This is a genomic window from Fructilactobacillus hinvesii (assembly GCF_024029435.1).
GTDB lineage: Bacteria > Bacillota > Bacilli > Lactobacillales > Lactobacillaceae > Fructilactobacillus > Fructilactobacillus hinvesii.
This window is the reverse complement of sequence record NZ_CP097118.1, coordinates 818918-838358: the sequence shown is the minus strand read 5'-3', so window position 1 is coordinate 838358 and position 19441 is coordinate 818918. Positions and strand designations below refer to the sequence as shown.

General features: G+C 42.8%; 18 protein-coding genes, 1 tRNA gene, 1 riboswitch and 1 other annotated feature. Of the genes, 5 read left to right on the top strand and 14 right to left on the bottom strand.

The genetic code is table 11. The features are described 5' to 3' along the window. Positions 1 to 25 precede the first annotated feature (25 nt). Positions 26 to 225 (bottom strand) — a binding site (T-box leader). A gap of 84 nt (positions 226 to 309) precedes the next feature. Next, positions 310 to 867 carry a tRNA 5-(aminomethyl)-2-thiouridylate-methyltransferase MnmM gene (mnmM, locus tag M3M39_RS04180; RefSeq protein ID WP_252796625.1) on the top strand — a complete coding sequence of 186 codons (558 nt, stop codon included), beginning with the start codon at positions 310 to 312 and terminating at the stop codon, positions 865 to 867. Here mnmM and M3M39_RS04175 read toward each other — a convergent pair. Further along, positions 864 to 2324 (bottom strand): MDR family MFS transporter, encoded by a 1461-nt coding sequence (locus tag M3M39_RS04175; RefSeq protein ID WP_252796624.1) that lies wholly within the window; start codon positions 2322 to 2324, stop codon positions 864 to 866. The two genes, mnmM and M3M39_RS04175, sit on opposite strands and share 4 nt — an antisense overlap. Positions 2325 to 2387: 63 nt before the next feature. After that, positions 2388 to 3581, bottom strand: a complete 1194-nt coding sequence (metK, locus tag M3M39_RS04170; RefSeq protein WP_252796623.1) for a methionine adenosyltransferase — start codon at positions 3579 to 3581, stop codon at positions 2388 to 2390. Then, positions 3579 to 3661, bottom strand: a riboswitch (SMK box riboswitch). (Overlaps the previous gene by 3 nt.) Positions 3662 to 3743: 82 nt before the next feature. Between metK and M3M39_RS04165 the strand changes: the two genes are divergently transcribed. Beyond that, positions 3744 to 4439 carry a hypothetical protein gene (locus tag M3M39_RS04165; RefSeq protein WP_252796622.1) on the top strand — a complete coding sequence of 232 codons (696 nt, stop codon included), beginning with the start codon at positions 3744 to 3746 and terminating at the stop codon, positions 4437 to 4439. A gap of 47 nt (positions 4440 to 4486) precedes the next feature. Here the strand turns inward: M3M39_RS04165 and M3M39_RS04160 are convergent, their stop codons facing one another. From M3M39_RS04160 to M3M39_RS04130, 7 genes are all read right to left on the bottom strand, one after another. Continuing rightward, positions 4487 to 5224 (bottom strand): amino acid ABC transporter ATP-binding protein, encoded by a 738-nt coding sequence (locus M3M39_RS04160; RefSeq protein WP_252796621.1) that lies wholly within the window; start codon positions 5222 to 5224, stop codon positions 4487 to 4489. After that, positions 5224 to 5919 (bottom strand): amino acid ABC transporter permease, encoded by a 696-nt coding sequence (locus M3M39_RS04155; protein ID WP_252796620.1) that lies wholly within the window; start codon positions 5917 to 5919, stop codon positions 5224 to 5226. Before M3M39_RS04155 ends, M3M39_RS04160 begins: the two co-directional genes overlap by 1 nt. Positions 5920 to 5932: 13 nt before the next feature. Then, entirely contained in the window at positions 5933 to 6709 is a 777-nt protein-coding gene (locus tag M3M39_RS04150; protein WP_252796619.1) for a transporter substrate-binding domain-containing protein, read from the bottom strand. 123 nt (positions 6710 to 6832) lie between these two features. Next, positions 6833 to 8089 carry a solute carrier family 23 protein gene (locus tag M3M39_RS04145; protein WP_252796618.1) on the bottom strand — a complete coding sequence of 419 codons (1257 nt, stop codon included), beginning with the start codon at positions 8087 to 8089 and terminating at the stop codon, positions 6833 to 6835. Positions 8090 to 8250: 161 nt separating this feature from the next. Continuing rightward, the gene (locus tag M3M39_RS04140) at positions 8251 to 9417 is read right to left on the bottom strand and encodes a hydroxymethylglutaryl-CoA synthase (RefSeq protein ID WP_252796617.1); all 1167 of its coding nucleotides are present in this window, start codon (positions 9415 to 9417) and stop codon (positions 8251 to 8253) included. A gap of 141 nt (positions 9418 to 9558) precedes the next feature. Next, entirely contained in the window at positions 9559 to 10740 is a 1182-nt protein-coding gene (locus M3M39_RS04135; protein ID WP_252796616.1) for an aminotransferase class I/II-fold pyridoxal phosphate-dependent enzyme, read from the bottom strand. A 135-nt stretch (positions 10741 to 10875) separates the two neighbouring features. Continuing rightward, entirely contained in the window at positions 10876 to 12237 is a 1362-nt protein-coding gene (locus M3M39_RS04130; protein WP_252796615.1) for an FAD-dependent oxidoreductase, read from the bottom strand. A 181-nt stretch (positions 12238 to 12418) separates the two neighbouring features. Here M3M39_RS04130 and M3M39_RS04125 point away from each other — a divergent pair, with 181 nt between their 5' ends. Continuing rightward, the gene (locus tag M3M39_RS04125; RefSeq protein ID WP_252796614.1) at positions 12419 to 12967 is read left to right on the top strand and encodes a DUF5067 domain-containing protein; all 549 of its coding nucleotides are present in this window, start codon (positions 12419 to 12421) and stop codon (positions 12965 to 12967) included. Positions 12968 to 13041: 74 nt separating this feature from the next. Here the strand turns inward: M3M39_RS04125 and M3M39_RS04120 are convergent, their stop codons facing one another. Beyond that, positions 13042 to 14343, bottom strand: a complete 1302-nt coding sequence (locus M3M39_RS04120) for a 2-hydroxycarboxylate transporter family protein (protein WP_252796613.1) — start codon at positions 14341 to 14343, stop codon at positions 13042 to 13044. Positions 14344 to 14592: 249 nt separating this feature from the next. After that, entirely contained in the window at positions 14593 to 14835 is a 243-nt protein-coding gene (locus M3M39_RS04115) for a helix-turn-helix domain-containing protein (RefSeq protein ID WP_252796612.1), read from the bottom strand. 154 nt (positions 14836 to 14989) lie between these two features. On the opposite strand from M3M39_RS04115, the gene M3M39_RS04110 reads away from it, so the two are divergent. Next, positions 14990 to 15637, top strand: a complete 648-nt coding sequence (locus M3M39_RS04110) for a LexA family protein (protein ID WP_252796611.1) — start codon at positions 14990 to 14992, stop codon at positions 15635 to 15637. Between the two features lie 65 nt (positions 15638 to 15702). Continuing rightward, positions 15703 to 16056, top strand: a complete 354-nt coding sequence (locus M3M39_RS04105) for a DUF1516 family protein (protein WP_252796610.1) — start codon at positions 15703 to 15705, stop codon at positions 16054 to 16056. Positions 16057 to 16434: 378 nt separating this feature from the next. Here the strand turns inward: M3M39_RS04105 and M3M39_RS04100 are convergent. The 3 genes from M3M39_RS04100 to recJ form a co-directional block, all read right to left on the bottom strand. Further along, a tRNA-Ser gene (locus M3M39_RS04100) sits at positions 16435 to 16524 on the bottom strand. A 63-nt stretch (positions 16525 to 16587) separates the two neighbouring features. Continuing rightward, complete coding sequence (locus tag M3M39_RS04095; protein WP_252796609.1) at positions 16588 to 17106, bottom strand: adenine phosphoribosyltransferase; 519 nt, start codon at positions 17104 to 17106, stop codon at positions 16588 to 16590. 21 nt (positions 17107 to 17127) lie between these two features. Continuing rightward, complete coding sequence (recJ, locus tag M3M39_RS04090; RefSeq protein WP_252796608.1) at positions 17128 to 19437, bottom strand: single-stranded-DNA-specific exonuclease RecJ; 2310 nt, start codon at positions 19435 to 19437, stop codon at positions 17128 to 17130. Positions 19438 to 19441 lie beyond the last annotated feature (4 nt).

The following is a 19441-nucleotide window of genomic DNA, read 5'->3' as shown; positions in this document are numbered from 1 at the left end:
AAAAAAAGCCTATAGAAAACTAATTCTATAGGACGAGTTGCCGCGGTACCACCTAATTTCTCCCCATTTTACTGGAGAACCCTCAAGTCCATAACGCGGAAAACGGTTAATCGATTGATTAACAAAACCTCCACAGCAAGTTCGAAAAATTAAGGTCTAAGCTCGCACCAACCGCTTAGTCGCTGGTATCTTGCTTTTTCTACTACTCTGTTTCATTGGTTAATCTGTTGATTACTGTTCACAATAGCAAAATTACTCCGAAAATACAAGCTTTTTCTTGCTATAATGAAGCAGAAAGTGAGGTTTCCCATGAAATTACAATCAGCATTAAACTTTAGTCACACCCTATTGGAACAAATCGTGCAACCTGGTGACGTAGTCGTTGACGCTACTGCTGGGATGGGTCATGACAGCCTGAAGTTAGCCCAACTGGTGGGTCCTCGTGGTCATGTGTACAGTTTTGATATTCAAGCTCCGGCTGTCAGTGCCACTAAGAACCGGTTACAGGAAGCTGGCTATCACAATGCCACTGTTGTCCAACTGGGCCACGAACACTTAGACCAAGTGGTGACCACTCCGATTAAGAGTGCCATCTTTAACCTAGGCTACCTTCCCACCGGAGACCACCAGATTATCACTCAACCTGTAACCACCATTACCGCATTGCAAAAATGCGCTGAGTTGCTTCAACCGACGGGCGCGATTATCGTGGTCTGTTACTATGGCCACCCTGGAGGGGTCAGTGAAAAAGAGCAAGTCTTAGAATGGGCGCAACAACTACCACAGCAATCTTTCAACGTGCTTCAGTACCAATTTATTAATCAGGTCCACCAACCACCCTTCTTATTGGCGATTCAAAAACGTTAACTCGCGCTTTTTTTGTCAAACCAATTCACGACGAGCGTAGCAATTACCAACAACCCCGCTACTAAAAAGACGTTGTGCAACGCTCCATAGAGAATTTCCTTTAACTGAGGCAGCAATTGAGCTGGTAAAGCTTGCGCCGTTTGCGGGTTAATCAATTCGTTCATCAGTTTCAGGTTCGTCTGCGGGTGTTGTTTGACTCCTTGCAACATCGTCGTGTTCATCACAATTCCAAACACAGAAATCATCAACGTTTGTCCTAACGTCCGGCTCAAAGTGTTAAACGAGGAAGCAACCCCAATTTGATCCTTGGCTACCTCATTTTGCACCGTGACCGAGGCGTTGGTAATACATAATCCAAAACCAATTCCCATGACTCCTGAGATCACAAAGAACGCCCAAAAGGGAGTTGTTCTTGGCGCTAAAATCGAAGCCAAACTCCCACAGCCAATAAAAAACAAACTTAAATAGGTAATTAGCTGGGGCCGAAGCTTTCCCAGTAATTTTCCAGTCCAAAAGGAACCGATAATCCACATAATTGAACTTGGTGTAATTGCAAATCCAGCCATGGTGGCTGGTAAGCCCAACAAGCCCTGGGTCCAGTCTGGTAAATAGACTTCATAGGCAAAGATAAACCCACTAATGAGGGCGGCAATTAAATTCTGGGTCACAAAGGTTCGGTTTTTAAACATACTAAGGGGAATAATTGGGTCTACGGCCCGGCGCTCCTGACGGATAAAGAACCACATTCCGAGCATCGCCACAACCACACAGAGGCCGATTAATCCGAAATGAAACGGTCGTTCCCCCAGTAACTGAAAAAGATACATAATTGCTAACAGGACCACTGCAATTAAGCAAACCCCACCATAATCAATGTGGCTCGAACGGTTTGAATGTGGTTCTACGAGAAACCACGCAATTAAGCCAATCGTCAGTAATCCAATTGGAACGTTAACAAAAAAGATCCAGTGCCAGGAAAGTTGATCGACAATAAAACCACCTAGTAAAGGAGCGACGATCGAGGCAATTCCCCAGGCCGAACCCAGTAATCCAACTACGTCCGCCCGTTTTTCAAAGGAATACATATCAGCCACAATCGTATAGGAAACAGGCATAATTACTCCAGCTCCAATTCCCTGTAGCGCCCGCCACAAAATCAAGGTTTCCATTCGTCCAGAGAGACCGGAAAAAAGGGACCCCAGAATAAAAACGGTCAGTCCAAAAATAAAGACCCGCTTGCGCCCCAGTTGATCCGCCAGTTTCCCATAAATCGGGGTGGCAATTGCATTCGTTAACAAAAAGATGGAGAAAACCCAGTTCATTAGAGATACTCCGTGAAGATCACCAACGATGGTCGGCATTGCCGTTGATACAATTGTCCCTTCAACGGCACTCATGAAGGTGGCAATAAAAAGTGCGATCGTCACAATTTTAACGTTGGTAGTTCGTGCATGCATCGTTTTGCAAGGCTCCTTTCAGACTAAAAAAACGACCCTTCCGGATCGACTTTTTTGCTTTGCTTATTTAGATTGAAGGGCAGCTCGGAGTTGATCCACCCGATCCGTGTGTTCCCACGGTAAATCAATATCATCGCGACCAAAATGGCCGTAGGTAGCAGTTTGTTCGTAAATAGGTCGTTGCAAATCTAACATTTGAATGATGCCGGCGGGCCGTAAATCAAACGTCTTCCGAATGGCAGTAATTAACTCTTCTTCGGAATAAGCGGAGGTCCCAAACGTTTCCACTTGAATGGAAACTGGTTCGGCCACTCCAATAGCATAGGCCAACTGAATTTCCACCCGGTGCGCTAACCCAGCGGCCACCATGTTTTTGGCAATGTAGCGGGCTGCATAACTGGCAGATCGATCCACCTTAGTGGCATCCTTACCAGAAAAGGCGCCTCCCCCATGGTGTGCTGAACCCCCGTAAGTATCAACGATAATCTTCCGACCGGTCAACCCGGCGTCTCCGTTGGGTCCTCCAATCACGAATTTACCGGTGGGGTTAATCAAATACTTCGTGTCCTCATCTAAGTACTGAGCCGGAATGACCTGTTGCACAATTTTAGCAACCACGTCCCGTTTAATTTGGGCTTGGGTTACATCTGGATCATGTTGCGTACTTAAAACCACCGTATCCACTCGGAGAGGTTGATCATTTTCATCAAATTCAACCGTTACTTCCGCCTTTGCATCCGGACGTAAGTAAGTAATTTCACCACTCTTTCGTACGGCAGCCGTTTTGCGCATCAGTTTGTGAGCCAATGAAATTGGTAGCGGCATTAGTTCAGGCGTTTCATCGGTAGCATACCCGAACATAATTCCCTGATCTCCAGCTCCAATTTGATCCAACGGATCTCCATTACCGGCTCTAGTTTCTTCTGATTCATCAACGCCCTGCGCGATATCTGGTGACTGTTCGTCGATTGAAACTAAAACCGCGACGTTATCACCATCAAAACCATAAGCAGGATTGTCATAACCGGCTTTGCGAATCGTTTCACGTACAATCTCACGAATATTAACATCGGCAGTCGTGGAAACTTCTCCAAAAACTAGCACTAATCCGGTAGTTACCGATGTTTCGCAGGCGACCCGGGCCTGTGGATCTTGCCGTAAGATGGCATCAAGAATCGCATCACTAATGTGATCAGCAATTTTATCCGGATGTCCTTCAGACACCGATTCAGACGTGAATAAATGTTTTTCCTTCATGTTTACTTCCCCCTAATATTTTTGGTTACAAGGCATCTTCACTATTCGTGAATCCTATCGGGAACATACTTATAACTATCTTATCCTATCACAAGTATTCTAAAATAAGTAGTTGAACCAACGAAAAAAGTCCACTATGCTGAAATTAACGAGGTTATTATCATGAAGAAATCAAACACGGTGGTGCGTTCCACCCTTAAAATTAGTACGGGAATCGGCTACCTGATCGCTACGCTTTTGATCTGGAACCTAGCGGCAAATTCTCCCCGCTTAAGATTTGGAACCAAAACGGGCCTCATCTTTATCGCAATTGAAGTTAGTTGGGCTCTGGGAACCCTGGTTTTGCTTACGCGAGAAGACGTGCGCTTGACCATCTTATTCAACGCGCTACCAGTCGGATTAGCATTCCTGGACCAGTTGCCGCTTATCATTAGTGCGGCCACGCTCTTTTATGGAATTGTCAACGTTTGCTTACGGGTCCCGCGACTAGGCCTTATCCACTTTTATGGTTTAATCTGTTTTTCCCTAGCCAATGCCGTTATTCCCGTGGCTACTCTGAATTTCTTAACCAGTCAGTATTTAGAGCGAAGCACCCTTTTAAACATTGGGATTTTATTTACCCTTTACGTGCTTTTTTATACATTACGCTTTACCCCCGAGCTCGCCACCATCTTCACCCTAATTTTCATTATCTTATTTGCCGGATTAATTTTAGCGAATTTTCCACTGGAAAAGGACATTTTATTAATTGCAATCGTCCTACTTTCCCTGGGAAGCCAAATTTTTATGCGACAGGAACGCTTTCGTTGGTGTTTTCTCACCTTTGTCCTGGTTGCCCTTCTCGCTTTTTACCACTAAAAAACAGCACTTGGTTGCAAGTGCTGTTTTTGTCTATTCCCAATAATTTATTTTAAAGAAATCCCCTGCAAGAAATCAGTCACACGTGCAGACGGATTAGCAAAGAAATCGGCACAGGATCCGTCAAACTGTAACTGACCGTCCTCTAAGAAGAGAATCTTATCGGCAGCTTCTTTAGCAAACTGCATATTATGAGTCACCATGATCATCGATTGACCATCAGACGACAGTTTCTCTAACATCTTTAGAACCTGAGTTTCCATCTCTGGATCTAAGGCACTCGTTGGCTCATCCAGCAGAATATACTGTGGTTTTACTGCCAGGGCCCGGCAAATTGAAATTCGCTGTTGCTGACCACCAGACAGTTCATGAGGATAGACATCCGCATAATCAGCTAACCCCACTTCATCAAGCAGTGCTCGAGCTTGTTGGTCTGCTTCGTTTTTATTTACCTTTTGTACATAAATAGGCGCCACCGTGATGTTTTGCAATATGGTTAAATTAGGGAAAAGATTCCAGTTTTGAAACACCATGCTGGTTTGATCCCGCAGTTCGTTCTTCATTTTTTTATCGATTGGATTAGCAAAGTTAACCCGAAGGGACCCAATTTCTAAGGTTCCTTGATCCGGTTGGACTAACAAATCCAACGACCGAAGCAAGGTGGTCTTCCCTGATCCGGATGGTCCCACGATTACCGTTGTTTTGTGTTCGGGAAACGTCGTACTAATCCCCTGCAGAACGTGTTTCTTTCCAAAGCTTTTTTGCACGTTTTCAATCTTTAGCATTAGTCGGAATCCCCCTTCAAATACTGTGACGACCGCTTTTCTAAGTAGTGTTGCAGGACATTTAAAATCGAACAAAGCACCGCATACAAAGCAGCAACCTCGATATACATCAAAAGCGGCTCAAAGTTTTGCGCAGCAATCTGTTGACTCACCTGAAACATTTCAGCGATCGTAATCGTACTAGCCAAGGAAGTATCCTTAACCAGGCCAATGAACTCGTTTGACAATGGTGGTAACGCTGTTCTTAAGGCTTGGGGAATGATAAAATGCCACAGAGTTTGGGGAGTAGAAAAGCCCAAGGTGTAAGCTGCTTCCCATTGATCCTCACTCACGGAAAGCAAGGCCGCGCGAATCGTTTCGGAACCGTAAGCTCCCATATTAAGCGAAAACCCAATTAAGGCGGCAATAAACGGGGCTAACTTAATTCCCACTGAAGGTAATCCAAAGAAAATAATAAATAATTGTACTAGCAGAGGAGTCGAACGAAAGGCCCACACGTAAAAACTGATAATTGCCTTTAATACTAACCAGAATGGTTTTCCAAACCGCCCTAAATTCGGATTCAAGGTACGAATTAAAGCAACTACAAAAGCAATTACCATCCCGAAGACAAAGGAAATCAATGACAACGGGATCGTAAATTTCAACATCGCGCTGAGTAAACTCGGAAGCGATGAGGTAATAATCTCAAGCATAAATGTCTAGCTCCTACTTATCCGTAATGTTAGTTCCAAAGTATTTCATGGAAAGTCGTTTTAAGGTACCGTCCTTTCGTTCTGATTGGATGGCTTTATCCATTTTAGCTTGGAGTTTAGCGTTCTTTTTGTTCATCATTGGGGCGATTTTACTTGCTTTAACTTCACTAGTTGGAATTTCAAAGTAAGTTAAATCTGTATTAGAATGACTCTTCTTCCAGTATTCAAAGGCTTCTCTTGAGTTCACAGCTCCGGCTACTCGACCCTGATCAATCATATCCATCGAAGTTTGAAAGTCTGGCGAAGTAATTGGGTTAGCACCTAACTTCTTAGCGTTATTCCAGTTATCGGTTCCCGTTCCTTCAGCTACTTTCTTGCCCTTTAAATCCTTAGCAGATTTAATGTCACCATCTTTTTTCGTGATAACAATCGATTTGGAGTACACATATGGGGTCGCAAACCGAAACTTCTTTTGCCGATCTGGGTTTTCAGCCATGTTGTTAAAGACCACATCGTAGTTGTTAGAATTCAAACCCGCAATTAAAGAATCCCAACCGGTTGTAACGAATTTGGTCTTTTTTAGGCCCATTCGTTTAGCGGTTTCCTTAGCGAGATCCACTTCAAATCCAGTTAACTTCCCGTTTTGACGGTAAGAATATGGGGCGTAAGTCCCTTCTAATCCAACCGTCAAGGTATCGGGAGTTTTTGTTTCTGCTTGTTTTTGACCGCAGGCGGCTAATACCAGTGCTGCTAACCCTGCCATCAAAAGCAAAGACCATTTCTTTTTCATTATTCCCACTCCATTCACTTATTTTTTGTACGTGTTCGATTATACAGAAGCGCCCTCTCTTTTACAATTCTTAACTATTTAAAAAAGCCAATCCATTATCGGACTGACTTTCAAAGTTAACGGCTAGACCGCAGCCTCCTTTGGCAAAATGAGATTTAGGACGATTCCAATCACCGTTGCTAGCGCTACCCCCGTGAATTGGAAGTTCCCAATTTGGAGATAGGCATTCCCCACTCCAATTACCAAAACCACTGAGGCAATCATTAAATTCCGCTTATTGTTCAGATCGAGCTGGTCATCCACCATGACCTTAATCCCGCTACTAGCAATCGTCCCAAAGAGCAAGAAACTAATCCCGCCAATTACAGGCAGGGGCATTTGCATAATCAAAACGTTCAGCTTGTTAACAAAGGCAAAGGCCATCGCAAATAAAGCGGCTCCGATAATTACATACACACTGTAGACCTTGGTAATGGCCATGACCCCGATGTTTTCGCCATAACTAGTAACGGCCGGTCCCCCTAAAATTCCGGCTGCTAACGAAGCAGCTCCGTCTCCGGCCAAAGTCCGGTTTAAGCCGGGATCTTTGAAGAAATTCCGGTGCGTTAATTCTCCGAGCACCATCAAGTGTCCCATGTGTTCTGTCATCGTCACAAATGCAATGGGAGCCATGACTAGAATCGCATTCCATTCAAGGTGAAAGCCTTTTTCCGTTCCTAACAATTCAAAGCGAGGAATCTTAAACCACGGAGCGGTTGCAATTGCGTGTAGATCCACCAATCCACAGGCCATGGAAATTAAGTAGCCACAAACAATCGCCAATAAAATTGGAATCATGCCGAGAAAGCCCTTCAGCTTCATGTTAAAGAAGATCGCCAAAAACAGCGTCGCCAATGCAATTAAGAAGTACGTCAAATCATAATGATTGTTTTTCATCATTGCATCTTGTGCTGCCGCACCAGCCAGTGACAATCCAATCACCACTACGATGGGTCCCACCACAATGGGAGGAAGTAAGTGGTCAATCCAGTTGGTTCCAAGCATCCAGACCAAGGCGGCTACCGCTAAGTATACGAGTCCCACGGCGATTACTCCCTGTTGAACTCCGCCAATTCCGGTAGTTTTCATTAACGCTAACATTGGCGTAATGAAGGCAAAACTAGAGCCCATATAGGCCGGAATTTTCCCCTTTGTAATTAAAATGTGTAGCAAGGTCCCAATTCCAGATGCAAACAATGCAATACTGGGACTCAAGCCCACTAACAAAGGCACAATTACCGTACTGCCAAACATTGAGAACATGTGCTGTAACGATAAGCCCACCCACGACAAACCACTCGGTTTATCATGAATGTCTAATTTGATTTCCTCGTTCTTCACGCTAACTCCTCCTAAAAAAATCCCATTGTCCGTAGACAACAGGATGGAATTGCTCCCAGAGTGGGAGGTTTGCTATTTCATCACTTGCTGCCTCACGGGACAGAATTAAAGTTTTAATTAAACCTTGAGCCTAATTTAATCGTTTTCAATCAACCTGTCAACTAGCGCCGGCGGTACTGCCGTTTGTTATCTGTCACCCCAGTAAAGATAAACTCAGCATCATCTGGTGCCGAATCAATTGTTACGTTGGCCGTGTTAAAGGTCGGCCACTGGGTGAAAAATTCTTCGTATTGGCTCACGGTTAACCGAGTTCGGTTTGCTAAATTAGCTTCAATCTGGTGCCGCCGTTGCCCATCCCGAAAACCAGCTTGTAACGTGCCGACGAAAAATTCCCCCTGAGCGCCAGAACCATAGCTAAATAATCCGATCTGATCTCCAGCGCTTAACTCCTGGGTATGATCTAATAACGACAGTAAGCTCAAGTATAACGAACCAGTGTAAAGATTTCCCACCTGCTTGTTATAAACTCGACTAGCTTCAAATTCTGCCAGCCAACGCTCTTGTTGGACCTGGTTGACCTCTGGCAAAATCGTCCGCAAAGCCTTTAATCCGAGCTTGCTATATGGGAGGTGGAACGTGAAGGCCTGTAAATCACTTAATTGCAACTGGTATTGGTCACAATAATCATGGATGGTCGTTTGAAAAAATTGCTGATAAATGTCATTAGAATAATGCCCATCTACCAAGGCCTCCGTATGATTCAACGGACGCCAAAAGTCCATGATGTCATCGGAGTAAACGCTACTAGAAGAACTCAGAGCCAATGTCTTGGGCTCTGCACTAATGGTCATGGCGACGGCTCCAGCTCCCTGGGTTACCTCTCCCGGGGTCTTTAAGCCATACCGAGCAACGTCAGAGCCAACCACTAACGCTTGCTGGTCAGGATGAGCTTTAACAAAGTCCTTGGCCAACTGAATCCCTGCAGTGGCACCATAACACGCTTGTTTAATTTCAAAAGCACGAGCGGCCCGTGGTAAATCCAACAGCTGCTGCAGATAAATTGCTCCCGATTTTGAGTTATCTATCCCACTTTCAGTTCCCAAGATAATAAGGGAGATCCGTTCCCGATCCTGGTCATTGATAATTTGCGTAGCTGCATTAGCCGCCATTGTTACTGCATCTTGAGAAGCTGGTGGTACAGCCTGTTGCGCTTGCCCAATTCCAATTAAATATTTATTGGGATCCTCATTACGCGCGTGGGCTAAATCTACTAAATCAACATAGTATCCGGGCGTATAAAACCCAATCTGATCAATTCCAACTTTCATTTTTTATCACTCCATCGTTTCCATTTCAATACTCTAATTCTACCGGTAATTAATGACGATGGCAAAAAGGAGGATTGGCCCATCAGTGCCCAGAAAAAGAACCGCCAAGATTCAGTGTTTGAATCTTGGCGGTTCTTTTTTTTATTGGTTAGCTTCAATAAAGGTTTTAATTTGAGCTAACGCCTGTTTGATTTGATCTAAATCAGCAGCATATGATAACCGCAGGTAGCCTTCTCCAGCCGATCCAAATGCGCTACCAGGAGTAACACCAACCTTAGCTTCCTTAGCCAAGCGCAGAGCAAATTCCCGAGAGTTTTCGGAAAACTGCGCTGGAATCTTAGCAAAAATGTAGAAGGCTCCTTCTGGAGTAACCACACCAAAGCCTAACTGGCGGAGTGTGTCTGCCATTAAATCACGCCGTTCACGGTAGGCCTTGCGCATGGGAATTGGATCGTCCATACCATTGTTTAAGGCTTCAATAGCGGCATACTGGGCTGGGTTAGATGGTGAGGTAACGAGATACCCATGAACCTTATTCACGTTCTTAACGATGGCAGCTGGTCCTGCCACGTAACCGAGTCGATATCCTGTCATTGCGTGTGACTTAGATAAGCCATTGATCAAAATGGTATTTTCTGGCAGTAACTTAGCAAAGGAAACGTGTTCAATGTCATAGGTCAGTTCACCATAAATTTCGTCATCAACCACTAGTAATCCGTGCTTAGCTACAACGTCGGCTAATTGTTGTAATTCAGCTTCCGTGTAAGAAACTCCCGTGGGATTATTGGGATAATTTAAAACCAGTTCCTTAGCATTAGGATGGTCCTTTAACGTTTCCTCTAACTGAGCGGGAGTCAACTTAAACGCAGTCGCACTAGTATCCATTCCAACGGGAACTCCTCCAGCTAATTCAACTAAAGATGTATAAGCTGGATAACCCGGCATGGGAATAAGAACTTCATCGCCAGGATTAATCGTGGCTAAAAAACTACTGGAAAGTGCTTCTGTGGCACCATCCGTTACCGTTACCTCTAAATCAGGATCAACATCTAGTTGATAACGCCGGTTTAAATAGTTACTAATGGCTTCCCGTAACTCTAGCCAGCCATTCTGTGGTGAGTAGTGCGATTGGTTATTAGCAATACTTTGAATGGCAGCTTCTTTGACGTGTTCCGGTGTATTAAACCCTGGTTCGCCAACGTTTAAGCTCACCAAGCCCGGGATATCTTGAATCTCACGGGAAAAGGATCTGATTTGTGATGGTGTAATGGTGTCCAAACGATGGTTGTAAACTTCGCTTAGCCGTTGATCTAACTCTGGCATGATGGTTCCCCCAACTATTTTTAATTATTCTTAATTTAGTCTGGCAAAATCACAAAGGATTTAGCTTAACCACCAGTTTACCGGAAAATAAAAAAACTTCAAGCGGTAAACTTGAAGTTTTTCTGGAACTAATTCCTATTTATCTAATTTTTGTTCGGCTTTTTGTGCAGCCACGTTCATAATGTTCCATGGCCGGTCGAAACCTGGTTGGAAGAAGAAGTCAGCATATGCTAAGTCATCAACCGTCATGTGTTGTTGAATGGCTAATGAAATTGCATTAATGTTAGCAGTCGTGTCCATTTTAGACATGATTTGAGCTCCCATTACCACTCTGGTCTTTGGATCGTAAGTCAACTTGAAGAAGACTTCAGCGTTGTGTTCAGCAGGAACAAACGGAGGAACTTTAGTATCAGTAACGAAGACAGAGTCAACGTCAACGCCTAATCCTTTAGCAGTAACGTCCTTCACTCCGGTTGAAGCAAACTTGTAGCTAAAGACGTGGAGAGCTGATGAACCAGAAACAGCAGTGGTTTTGCGTTTGTGTCCTTCAAGGTTTGCAGCAGCAGAACGACCTTGGCGCCGTGCGTTTGAGGCCAACGCGATTAATTGTTTCTTCCCAGTTGGTGCAAATTCAATTTCAGTTGAATCACCAACAGCAAAGATATCTGGTTGACTAGTTTGTTGGTATTCATCTGTCTTAATCATGCCGTGGTCATCTAGATCAACGATTCCGGCTAACCATTTAGTGGCAGGACGAATTCCGGCAGTTTCAACAACTAGGTCAGCGTCCCAGCTTTCACCGGTTGTTGAAATAACTGAGGTAACTTTGTTATCAGAATTACCAACGTATTCCTTTACGGATTGGCTTAAACGTAAGTCAACGTCATTGGCCTTTAATTCTTCTTCAAGAATTTCAGTGAATTCCGTATCAAGATAAGTTCCCAAAATGGTAGGGTTCATGTCAACAATCGTAACGTGCTTTCCAGCCTTAGCAAAGGATTCTGCAGCTTCGATTCCAATGTAACCAGAACCAACCACCGTTACGTTCTTAATGTCAGGTTTAACTTCAGCTTCACGTAACTTAATTGCCCAATCTCGACCACGCATTGCGTAAATGTTTTGTAGTTCTTTACCTGGAACAGGTAACTTGAATGGAACTGCTCCAACGCTCAGGATTAACTTGTCATAATCGGCGCTAGTTTCTTGGCCGTTTTGCACGTCAACCACCGTTAACTTGTGTCCATCTGGATCAATGTTCGTTACTTCTGAATTGATGTGAACGTGGACACCCTTATCTTCCATTTCTGGAATGGTAGCGTAACTAACTGAGTTAACGTCCTTGACCACTCCTTGGAGGTATAATTCCATCCCACAGGACAGGAACGAAATAAAGTCACCCTTTTCGTACCAATCAATGTGAGCATCAGGAAACTGTTGTAAAACTCCGCGGACCGCTTCGTAACCACCGTGAGATGATCCAACTACTGCTACTTTCATATGCTTAAATCCTCCTCAATGAAATCTATTGTTCGCTGCTTAATTGATTCCCATCAACAACCAGTTTGTATTAATTATAAATAAGCTGGGACCATTTGTCCACTATTTTGCTCCGTTTATTATTCTCGTGAAATATTGTACAATAAAGGTACATCTAACCTATCTAAAAGGAGTTTTCATCGTGAAAAAACAAATTATCCTCGGATTAGCTGCCGTTTGTACTTTAACTCTGGCAGGCTGTTCCAGCAGTAATCACAGTCAATCTAAACCCAAAAATACTACCAGCAAAACTACCTCCCAGCAACCTTCGTTTCGTAACAACGTGGCACAGCTAAATGATAAAACGATTCGAATTAAGGGAGTTAAAACCATTAAGCAACCAAACGAATCAACCCCATCCATGGTTGCATTTATCTACCAGGTTAAAAATAAATCTAATCATGAAATGACTGCAATGCAGGCTTGGGATTCTAACATGAAAGTTACACAAAACAAACAGGAGTTAGCTAAAACGAAATTTAGCGATGATTCCCTCCCAAACAATCCAGACGAAACAATTGCTAAGGGTCAAACGGTCAAAAGTTCCGTGGTTTATAAGTTAAGTAATGACAAAGATGCCATTTCAATTAACGCTAGCCAAGGAATTAATCAAAATGCCATCGATCAAAATTCCAACCAACAAATTGATGGAACTAACGTTGGAACTCAAACCTTTGCCATTAATCAATAGTTTAATTTAAAAAAAGTAGCTCTCGTTAACGAGAGCTACTTTTTTTCGTATCTATTATTAATGCAATGCCATTACTAACCAAAAATCGAGATGTAAATCCCGGCGGCGACTAGCATAATTGCCCCTCCAAGTCGATTCCCCATTTGAGCAAAACCAATCAGGTTCATTCGATCACAGGCAGCCAAAACAGAAATGTTTCCAGTTCCACCCATGGAGTTATTAACCAATCCAGCTGTAATGGCAGATTCAACTGGGTAAAGTCCAAAGAGTTTCCCGATAATGGCAGCAGCCAAGGCGATGACGATAACACTCGTCAATACCAACACCACGAATTGCCAAGTTAAGGAGTGCCCTAGAACCGGTAAATCTAACTTAGTTAACCCAACTCCAGCCAGTAAGGCATGCGTTAAGTTCTTCGTAATCGAGTTACTGAAGGTTACAGCTGATTCTTCATAGTACTTAGGAATCCAACCGCAGGCCTTGAAAATAATAACCAGTAAAATGATAAAGGCATATTCGTTTACCATTGGGATAAAGTGGTTTAACGTTAGCCCAATCATTAAGAAAGCAGCGGCAATCATTAAGCCGACTCCCATCTTTTGGTAGGTAATTGTGACGCTTTCTTTAGAAACATCATCAAAATTACCAGGCAACATCTTGCCGTGTCCATTTCCTTTACTATTAGCAAAGAGCTTACTAATCAATCCGGCACCAATAATGGCAAACACGTTCCCCAAGATAACTGCTGGAAGTAGCATGGAAAGAAAGTCAGTACTTCCCCCAAAAGCTTCGTGGTAAATCTTAGAAAGTGGAATTGCTCCAGCACCAATTCCTCCACCCATGACGGGAAAGGCTACGTACAAAGCTCCGTAACGGAAGCCTTTTCCAATTAACATGGACATGAGCCCAACTGCCACAAAGGCAACCGCCATTGACAGGAAAGCCACGGGGAGAAAACGAACGGAAGCTTTTAATAACATGCTCCGGTTCATTCCTAAAATGGCTCCCACGATTAAAGAAATAATGAAGAAGTCAATGAATCCTGTACTTGACATAAAGCTATCAACCGTTTTAATTACGGTCTTTGGAATCACACCCACGATTCCTAACAAAGCAGGGGCAAACAGGGCAAACACTGCTCCCCCACCTAAATAACTCTTAAAGATCGGCAGGTGGGCACCCAACCAATAGAAGATGTTTCCCATGATTACCATGACAAACAGCGCCCCAAATATTCCTTGCGGTAGCACGTTTAAAGCAACCACAATGACTAAAATGACGGCTAAGAGGGCATAAACTGCTAACCCAATCCCGTCAATTTTAAAGTCATCAATTCGACTAATAAAGCCGAATAGACCATTCTTTTCCTTTTTCATGAGTTGTAAAGCTCCTTTTTCTTAAATATTCACAATACTAAGTATATGATACTTTTCACAAAATTCAATCGTTTTTTACGAGTTTTCGGAAAAAAGCGAAATATTGGAAGAAAACGCTACTATAACGGCGCAATAAGCCTTTATTTCATTCGGTAATAATCCGTTTGGTTGCTTAATTAGCGAATTTATGAGCAAAGCTCTGTAAATCAAAAAACGATATCATCCTGACATCGTTTTTGGCTTTAAAATTTATTTACGTTTCGTTTCCCTTTTTCGACCATCAACCACAAAAAAAAGATCCCGAATGTCCATCCCCAATCCATCAGCAATTTTCTTGGCTAGCGGTGGATACGGATCCCGTTTACCATCCAATACTTTACCAATGTAACCTGGATTAGAATTAATCTTTCGAGCGAAACTGTTAATTGAATCACCCCGCAACGAAATTTCTCTTCGGACTGCTTCTGCATCCTTTAAACGTAAACTCAGCATCTCAAATTCCGCCTTTCACAATGAAATCATTATTATTTACTATAGCATAGCGTTTCTGTTTTTCAATCAGTTTTCATTTGAACCTTTTTATTTTTATAATAATATTATGCTATTCTTGTTATACTGAATGAGCAGAGAAGGTGATTTAATCACAATGAATGATAAAAATAAAAAATTTGGGCAACAAATTAAGGAATTACGGCATCAGCGTGGCTTTTCTGTACGTCAAACTGCGCTTCAGGCCCAAATGTCCAATTCTTACCTTTCCCAAATTGAAAATGGGTTAGTTAATATCCCTAAACCAATAACATTAGAGAAACTGGCTAAGGGCCTTCGCGTTCCGGTGGGAGAAATTTTTCAAATGGCCGGCTTACAGTCACAACAATCTGAATTTAAAGCCTATGATTCCCATCCATTAGTATCAATTCCAGTCTTAGGAGAAATTGCTTGTGGAACTCCCATCATTGCGCAAGAAAATATCGAGGACTACTTACCCACTCCAAAAGCAGGTCTTCCCATGGGCACTAATTTTTATCTCAAATGTCGCGGTGAATCAATGGCTCCGACGATTCCAAATGGAGCGTTTGTGTTAATCCATCAACAATTTCAAGTAGAAAATGGTGACATTGCAGCTATCTTACTTAATGAAAACGAAACAACTTTAAAACGGGTTCAATACCAAGACGATCAGGTGATTTTAATGCCAGATAATCCTAGCCCTGAGTTTCAGCCCATTATTATTAACCGGCATAATCCAGGTCAAATCATTGGAAAAGCAATCCAAGTCCAGTTCAAACTTTAACAAGCAATAATTAAAATCGGAGCGGTTTGTTAAAATGAATGAGGAGAAAACAAAGGAGGTTAATCATGCTCGTAATGTGGATTCATTTTATTAACTGGATCATCTTGTTAACGATGGCCACCGTTGCCCTACTTAGTTCTAATCAAAAACTCAGCACCACCGCGATGATGGTAGCTCGAGTTTGTTACATAATCGCAATTATCACCGGGGTCATCATGATGATCCATGGTTGGCAATTCCACCCCACGCTAACTTTACTCAAAGGATTGTTAGGATTAGCAGTAATTGCTAGTCTTGAAATTGCCTTTGCCCATAAACGGCGCCACCAACTTTCCTGGAAGCTAATTTCCATGGCATTTATTTTTCTAATCGTGGTTGCTATCTATGGTTTGTATTTGACCCAGGGTCGCCCACTATAGTTTTTAATCCGGTTCCTAATTCAGAACCGGTTTTTTTATGGTGGATCAAATTGACTTCGAAGGAATGTCAACGAGTACGATTACTACTTTCTTTCCCCAAACAAAAAATCCCATTCCACCAAAATCCCAAGCAACAGAAATCGGATAATTTTTCATGTATATCAAATTAGTCCAATTTCAAAAGTAAAATATGAATTGGAACGAAAATTATAAACAAAAGGCGACAGAATCAATTAAGGATTCCATCGCCTAGTGTTAGACTCATTTATTAAATTAGCTACTCATCAGTACCATTTGACAAAGAGCCATGTTAGTTTACTCTTACCTTTCGAAGAACGACATCAAATCGTTTTTAATCAGGAACAAAAAGGGTTAAAAAGGAGAGTACAGGATTTGAACCTGCGCGCCAAGTATAAGCTTGGTTCGCCGGATTTCGAGTCCGGTGCATTACCACTCTGCCAACTCTCCAAAATGGTACGATTCAATTATAAACAAAACGAACAAGTTTTGCAAACCGAATCGTACTGGGTTTTAATACTGCATCAAACTCAAGATGTCGTAATCTTTAATTTTATCCCGACCTTTGAGTTCCATTAATTCCACAAAGAAAGCAGTTCCGGCTACTACACCACCGAGATCTTCTACTAGTTGAATCGTAGCAGCAATTGTTCCTCCAGTTGCTAGCAGGTCATCCGTAACTAAAACCCGCTGCCCTGGTTTAATGGCATCATCGTGCAGGTATAGTGATGATTCCCCATACTCTAATCCGTACGTTGCCTTGACGGTATTACCGGGTAACTTACCCTTCTTACGAGCCGGCGCAAAACCAATGTTTAAATCGTAAGCGACAGGACATCCGACAATGAAGCCCCGGGCTTCCGGACCCACTACCATGTCCACGTTTAATTTTTGGGCATACTCCACAATCTCATTCGTGGCTTGTCGGTAAGCTGCCCCGTTTTCCAATAAGGGAGAAATATCACGAAACAAAATCCCTGGTTCCGGAAAATCTGGATAACTGGCCACATAGTCTTTTAAGTTTAGTGTCATGAATAAATCCTTTCCTCAATCCTAGTTTTTAATGCGTAAGGACTGTAACCATTGTAACAATTGTTGCTGGGTACTCCCTAACAACTGCTTTTCTAACTGTAAATCACGTTCTCGTTGTTTGTAACAATTGGCAGAACTCAACGACTGGTGGGGCGGATTATCAACCTTAGTGAGTACGCCATCATTGACCGTTACAAAACCTAATTCGGTAAATACTTGAATCATGAAAACAACCGCTTGCGGGTCTAAATGTAATTGTTGACTAACCTTAGTTAACTGCTTATGAAGCGCAATCGTTGGTTGCTTTTCCAAGAATTTAAAGAACTTAGCATACTGTTCCCGATTTGGCATCCCCACTGCTTGTAAATGTCGCTTTTTAAAGAGGTATAACGTAATCAGCGGAGTATCTGCCTTTTCAACCACTTGTTGTAAATCATCCAAATGAGCAGGAAAATCTACCACAAATAAATGATCAAAATGGTGATCGAAATCAATGTCTTGAAACAAAACGCTTTCGGCCTGTTCGTTCAGATATGGAGCTAATTGACGTTGCCGTTTGTGATTAAAAAAGAGATACGTTCCTGGCTGAGCAAACATTTTCTGTTGCAATTTTTTTGTCCGCTGATCTTCAATTACTAATCCAGCAGGTTCAATGTCATCCACCATGACCTGAAAATTGGTTCTTCCACGAAATTCATTTTTGCCAATGGTTCCAGCCACTTTCAGGTTACTTGCCATTTTCTGCAATTCAGGAAGCTGCGCTCCCCAGCCAAAGGCAATCGCATGCACCTGGCTCTGATTCCCAATCAGCGTTAATTTTAAATGGGATTTGTCGGCACCAATCGCCATTAATCCTCGTACTAAATTAGGTTGAAACGCAAATTCGGGTTTTTCGTTATCCACTCCAAATGGACTTAATAACTGTAAATTGTCATAAAGTGCTTGGTTAACGTCATCAGGAGTAATAGTGTAGTCAATTGCTAATTCCGCTCGTTTTCCAGTTTCTAATCCTTGCTCCTGAGCAGCTTGGGTTAGTCGGTCACTAAATTCGGCTAATTTAGCTTGTGAAAGCGTTAACCCCACGGCCATTTCATGACCCCCAAACGCCACCATCAAATCTCGTTCGGGACTCAGCGCCTGAAACAGGTCAAACCCAGGAACACTTCGTCCCGATCCTTTGACCAATCCATTTGTGGTTTTGGTCATTACAATCGCTGGCTTTTGAAATTTTTCTTTAATCCGGCTGGCAACAATTCCTAACACACCTTCATGCCAGTCATCGCCCACTAGCACTAACACCGGTTGCGTGCTTTGTTCAGCAACCAACCGTTCTGCTTGATTCGTAATTTCTGTTACAAGTTGTTTCCGTTGCTCATTGGTTTTAAAGGTTTTTGGGGCTAGTTTTAAGGCTTGCTCCTCATCATCAGTCGTCAGGAGTTGAATTCCTGGCGTCGCCGCCCCCATTCTCCCAATTGAATTCAGTGCCGGAGCAATCTGAAAACTAATCTTTTCTTCATCCACTTGCTCTAGGTTTAATTTAGCCTGCTTAATCAAGGCTTTTAATCCGGGTCGTTCCGTGAGGTGAATCACGTTTAAGCCAAACTGAACTAACGCTCGGTTTTCTCCGGTCAGTGAAACCATATCAGCAATGGTCCCAATTGCTGCCAGATCCAATTTTTCTTGGGGAATTTCATCGGTTAGTGCTGTCGCTACTTTAAACGCAATCCCTGCTCCCGATAGTTCTTTAAAGGGATATTCTGGACTTAAATCCGCGTGGACAATCGCAGCCGCCGACGGTAATTTCTCTGGCAGTTCGTGGTGATCCGTTACCACGACCGTACAATTTAATTTTCGGGCTCGAGCGATGGCTTCATTTCCAGCTACCCCGTTATCAACCGTTACAATCAAATTGGTGCCATTTTCAATTATTTTTTCAAAGGCAGAAACATTGGGTCCATACCCATCAGTAAATCGATTGGGAATGTAATAATCAACGTTCGCCCCCATTTCCAAAAGGGTTTCATACAAAATGGCTGTGCTGGTCAACCCATCCGCATCATAATCACCATAAACCGTAATTTGTTTCTGATTAGCAATTGCAGCCTGGATCAGCTCTACCGCTTTATCCATATCATGTAATAACATTGGATCCAATAAGTCAGATTCATCGGGATGCAAAAAATGTTGAATTTGCTCTGCATCTGTATATCCCCGGTTAATTAATAACTGAGTGGTCAACTGGGGTAAACCTAATTCAGAACTTAATGATTCCACCAGTTCTGGAGTTGCCGTCTGGGGCTTTACTTGCCAATTAAATTTTGCGGAAAACACCAAA

What these genes read in the sequence shown, in the direction of transcription:
- mnmM (WP_252796625.1), top strand. Translation starts at nt 310, where the DNA reads ATGAAATTACAATCAGCATTAAACTTTAGTCACACCCTATTGGAACAA.
- M3M39_RS04175 (WP_252796624.1), bottom strand. Translation starts at nt 2,324, where the DNA reads ATGCATGCACGAACTACCAACGTTAAAATTGTGACGATCGCACTTTTT.
- M3M39_RS04165 (WP_252796622.1), top strand. Translation starts at nt 3,744, where the DNA reads ATGAAGAAATCAAACACGGTGGTGCGTTCCACCCTTAAAATTAGTACG.
- M3M39_RS04110 (WP_252796611.1), top strand. Translation starts at nt 14,990, where the DNA reads ATGAATGATAAAAATAAAAAATTTGGGCAACAAATTAAGGAATTACGG.
- M3M39_RS04120 (WP_252796613.1), bottom strand. Translation starts at nt 14,343, where the DNA reads ATGAAAAAGGAAAAGAATGGTCTATTCGGCTTTATTAGTCGAATTGAT.
- M3M39_RS04155 (WP_252796620.1), bottom strand. Translation starts at nt 5,919, where the DNA reads ATGCTTGAGATTATTACCTCATCGCTTCCGAGTTTACTCAGCGCGATG.
- metK (WP_252796623.1), bottom strand. Translation starts at nt 3,581, where the DNA reads ATGAAGGAAAAACATTTATTCACGTCTGAATCGGTGTCTGAAGGACAT.
- M3M39_RS04115 (WP_252796612.1), bottom strand. Translation starts at nt 14,835, where the DNA reads ATGCTGAGTTTACGTTTAAAGGATGCAGAAGCAGTCCGAAGAGAAATT.
- M3M39_RS04135 (WP_252796616.1), bottom strand. Translation starts at nt 10,740, where the DNA reads ATGCCAGAGTTAGATCAACGGCTAAGCGAAGTTTACAACCATCGTTTG.
- M3M39_RS04095 (WP_252796609.1), bottom strand. Translation starts at nt 17,106, where the DNA reads ATGACACTAAACTTAAAAGACTATGTGGCCAGTTATCCAGATTTTCCG.
- M3M39_RS04130 (WP_252796615.1), bottom strand. Translation starts at nt 12,237, where the DNA reads ATGAAAGTAGCAGTAGTTGGATCATCTCACGGTGGTTACGAAGCGGTC.
- M3M39_RS04150 (WP_252796619.1), bottom strand. Translation starts at nt 6,709, where the DNA reads ATGAAAAAGAAATGGTCTTTGCTTTTGATGGCAGGGTTAGCAGCACTG.
- M3M39_RS04140 (WP_252796617.1), bottom strand. Translation starts at nt 9,417, where the DNA reads ATGAAAGTTGGAATTGATCAGATTGGGTTTTATACGCCCGGATACTAT.
- M3M39_RS04160 (WP_252796621.1), bottom strand. Translation starts at nt 5,224, where the DNA reads ATGCTAAAGATTGAAAACGTGCAAAAAAGCTTTGGAAAGAAACACGTT.
- M3M39_RS04105 (WP_252796610.1), top strand. Translation starts at nt 15,703, where the DNA reads ATGCTCGTAATGTGGATTCATTTTATTAACTGGATCATCTTGTTAACG.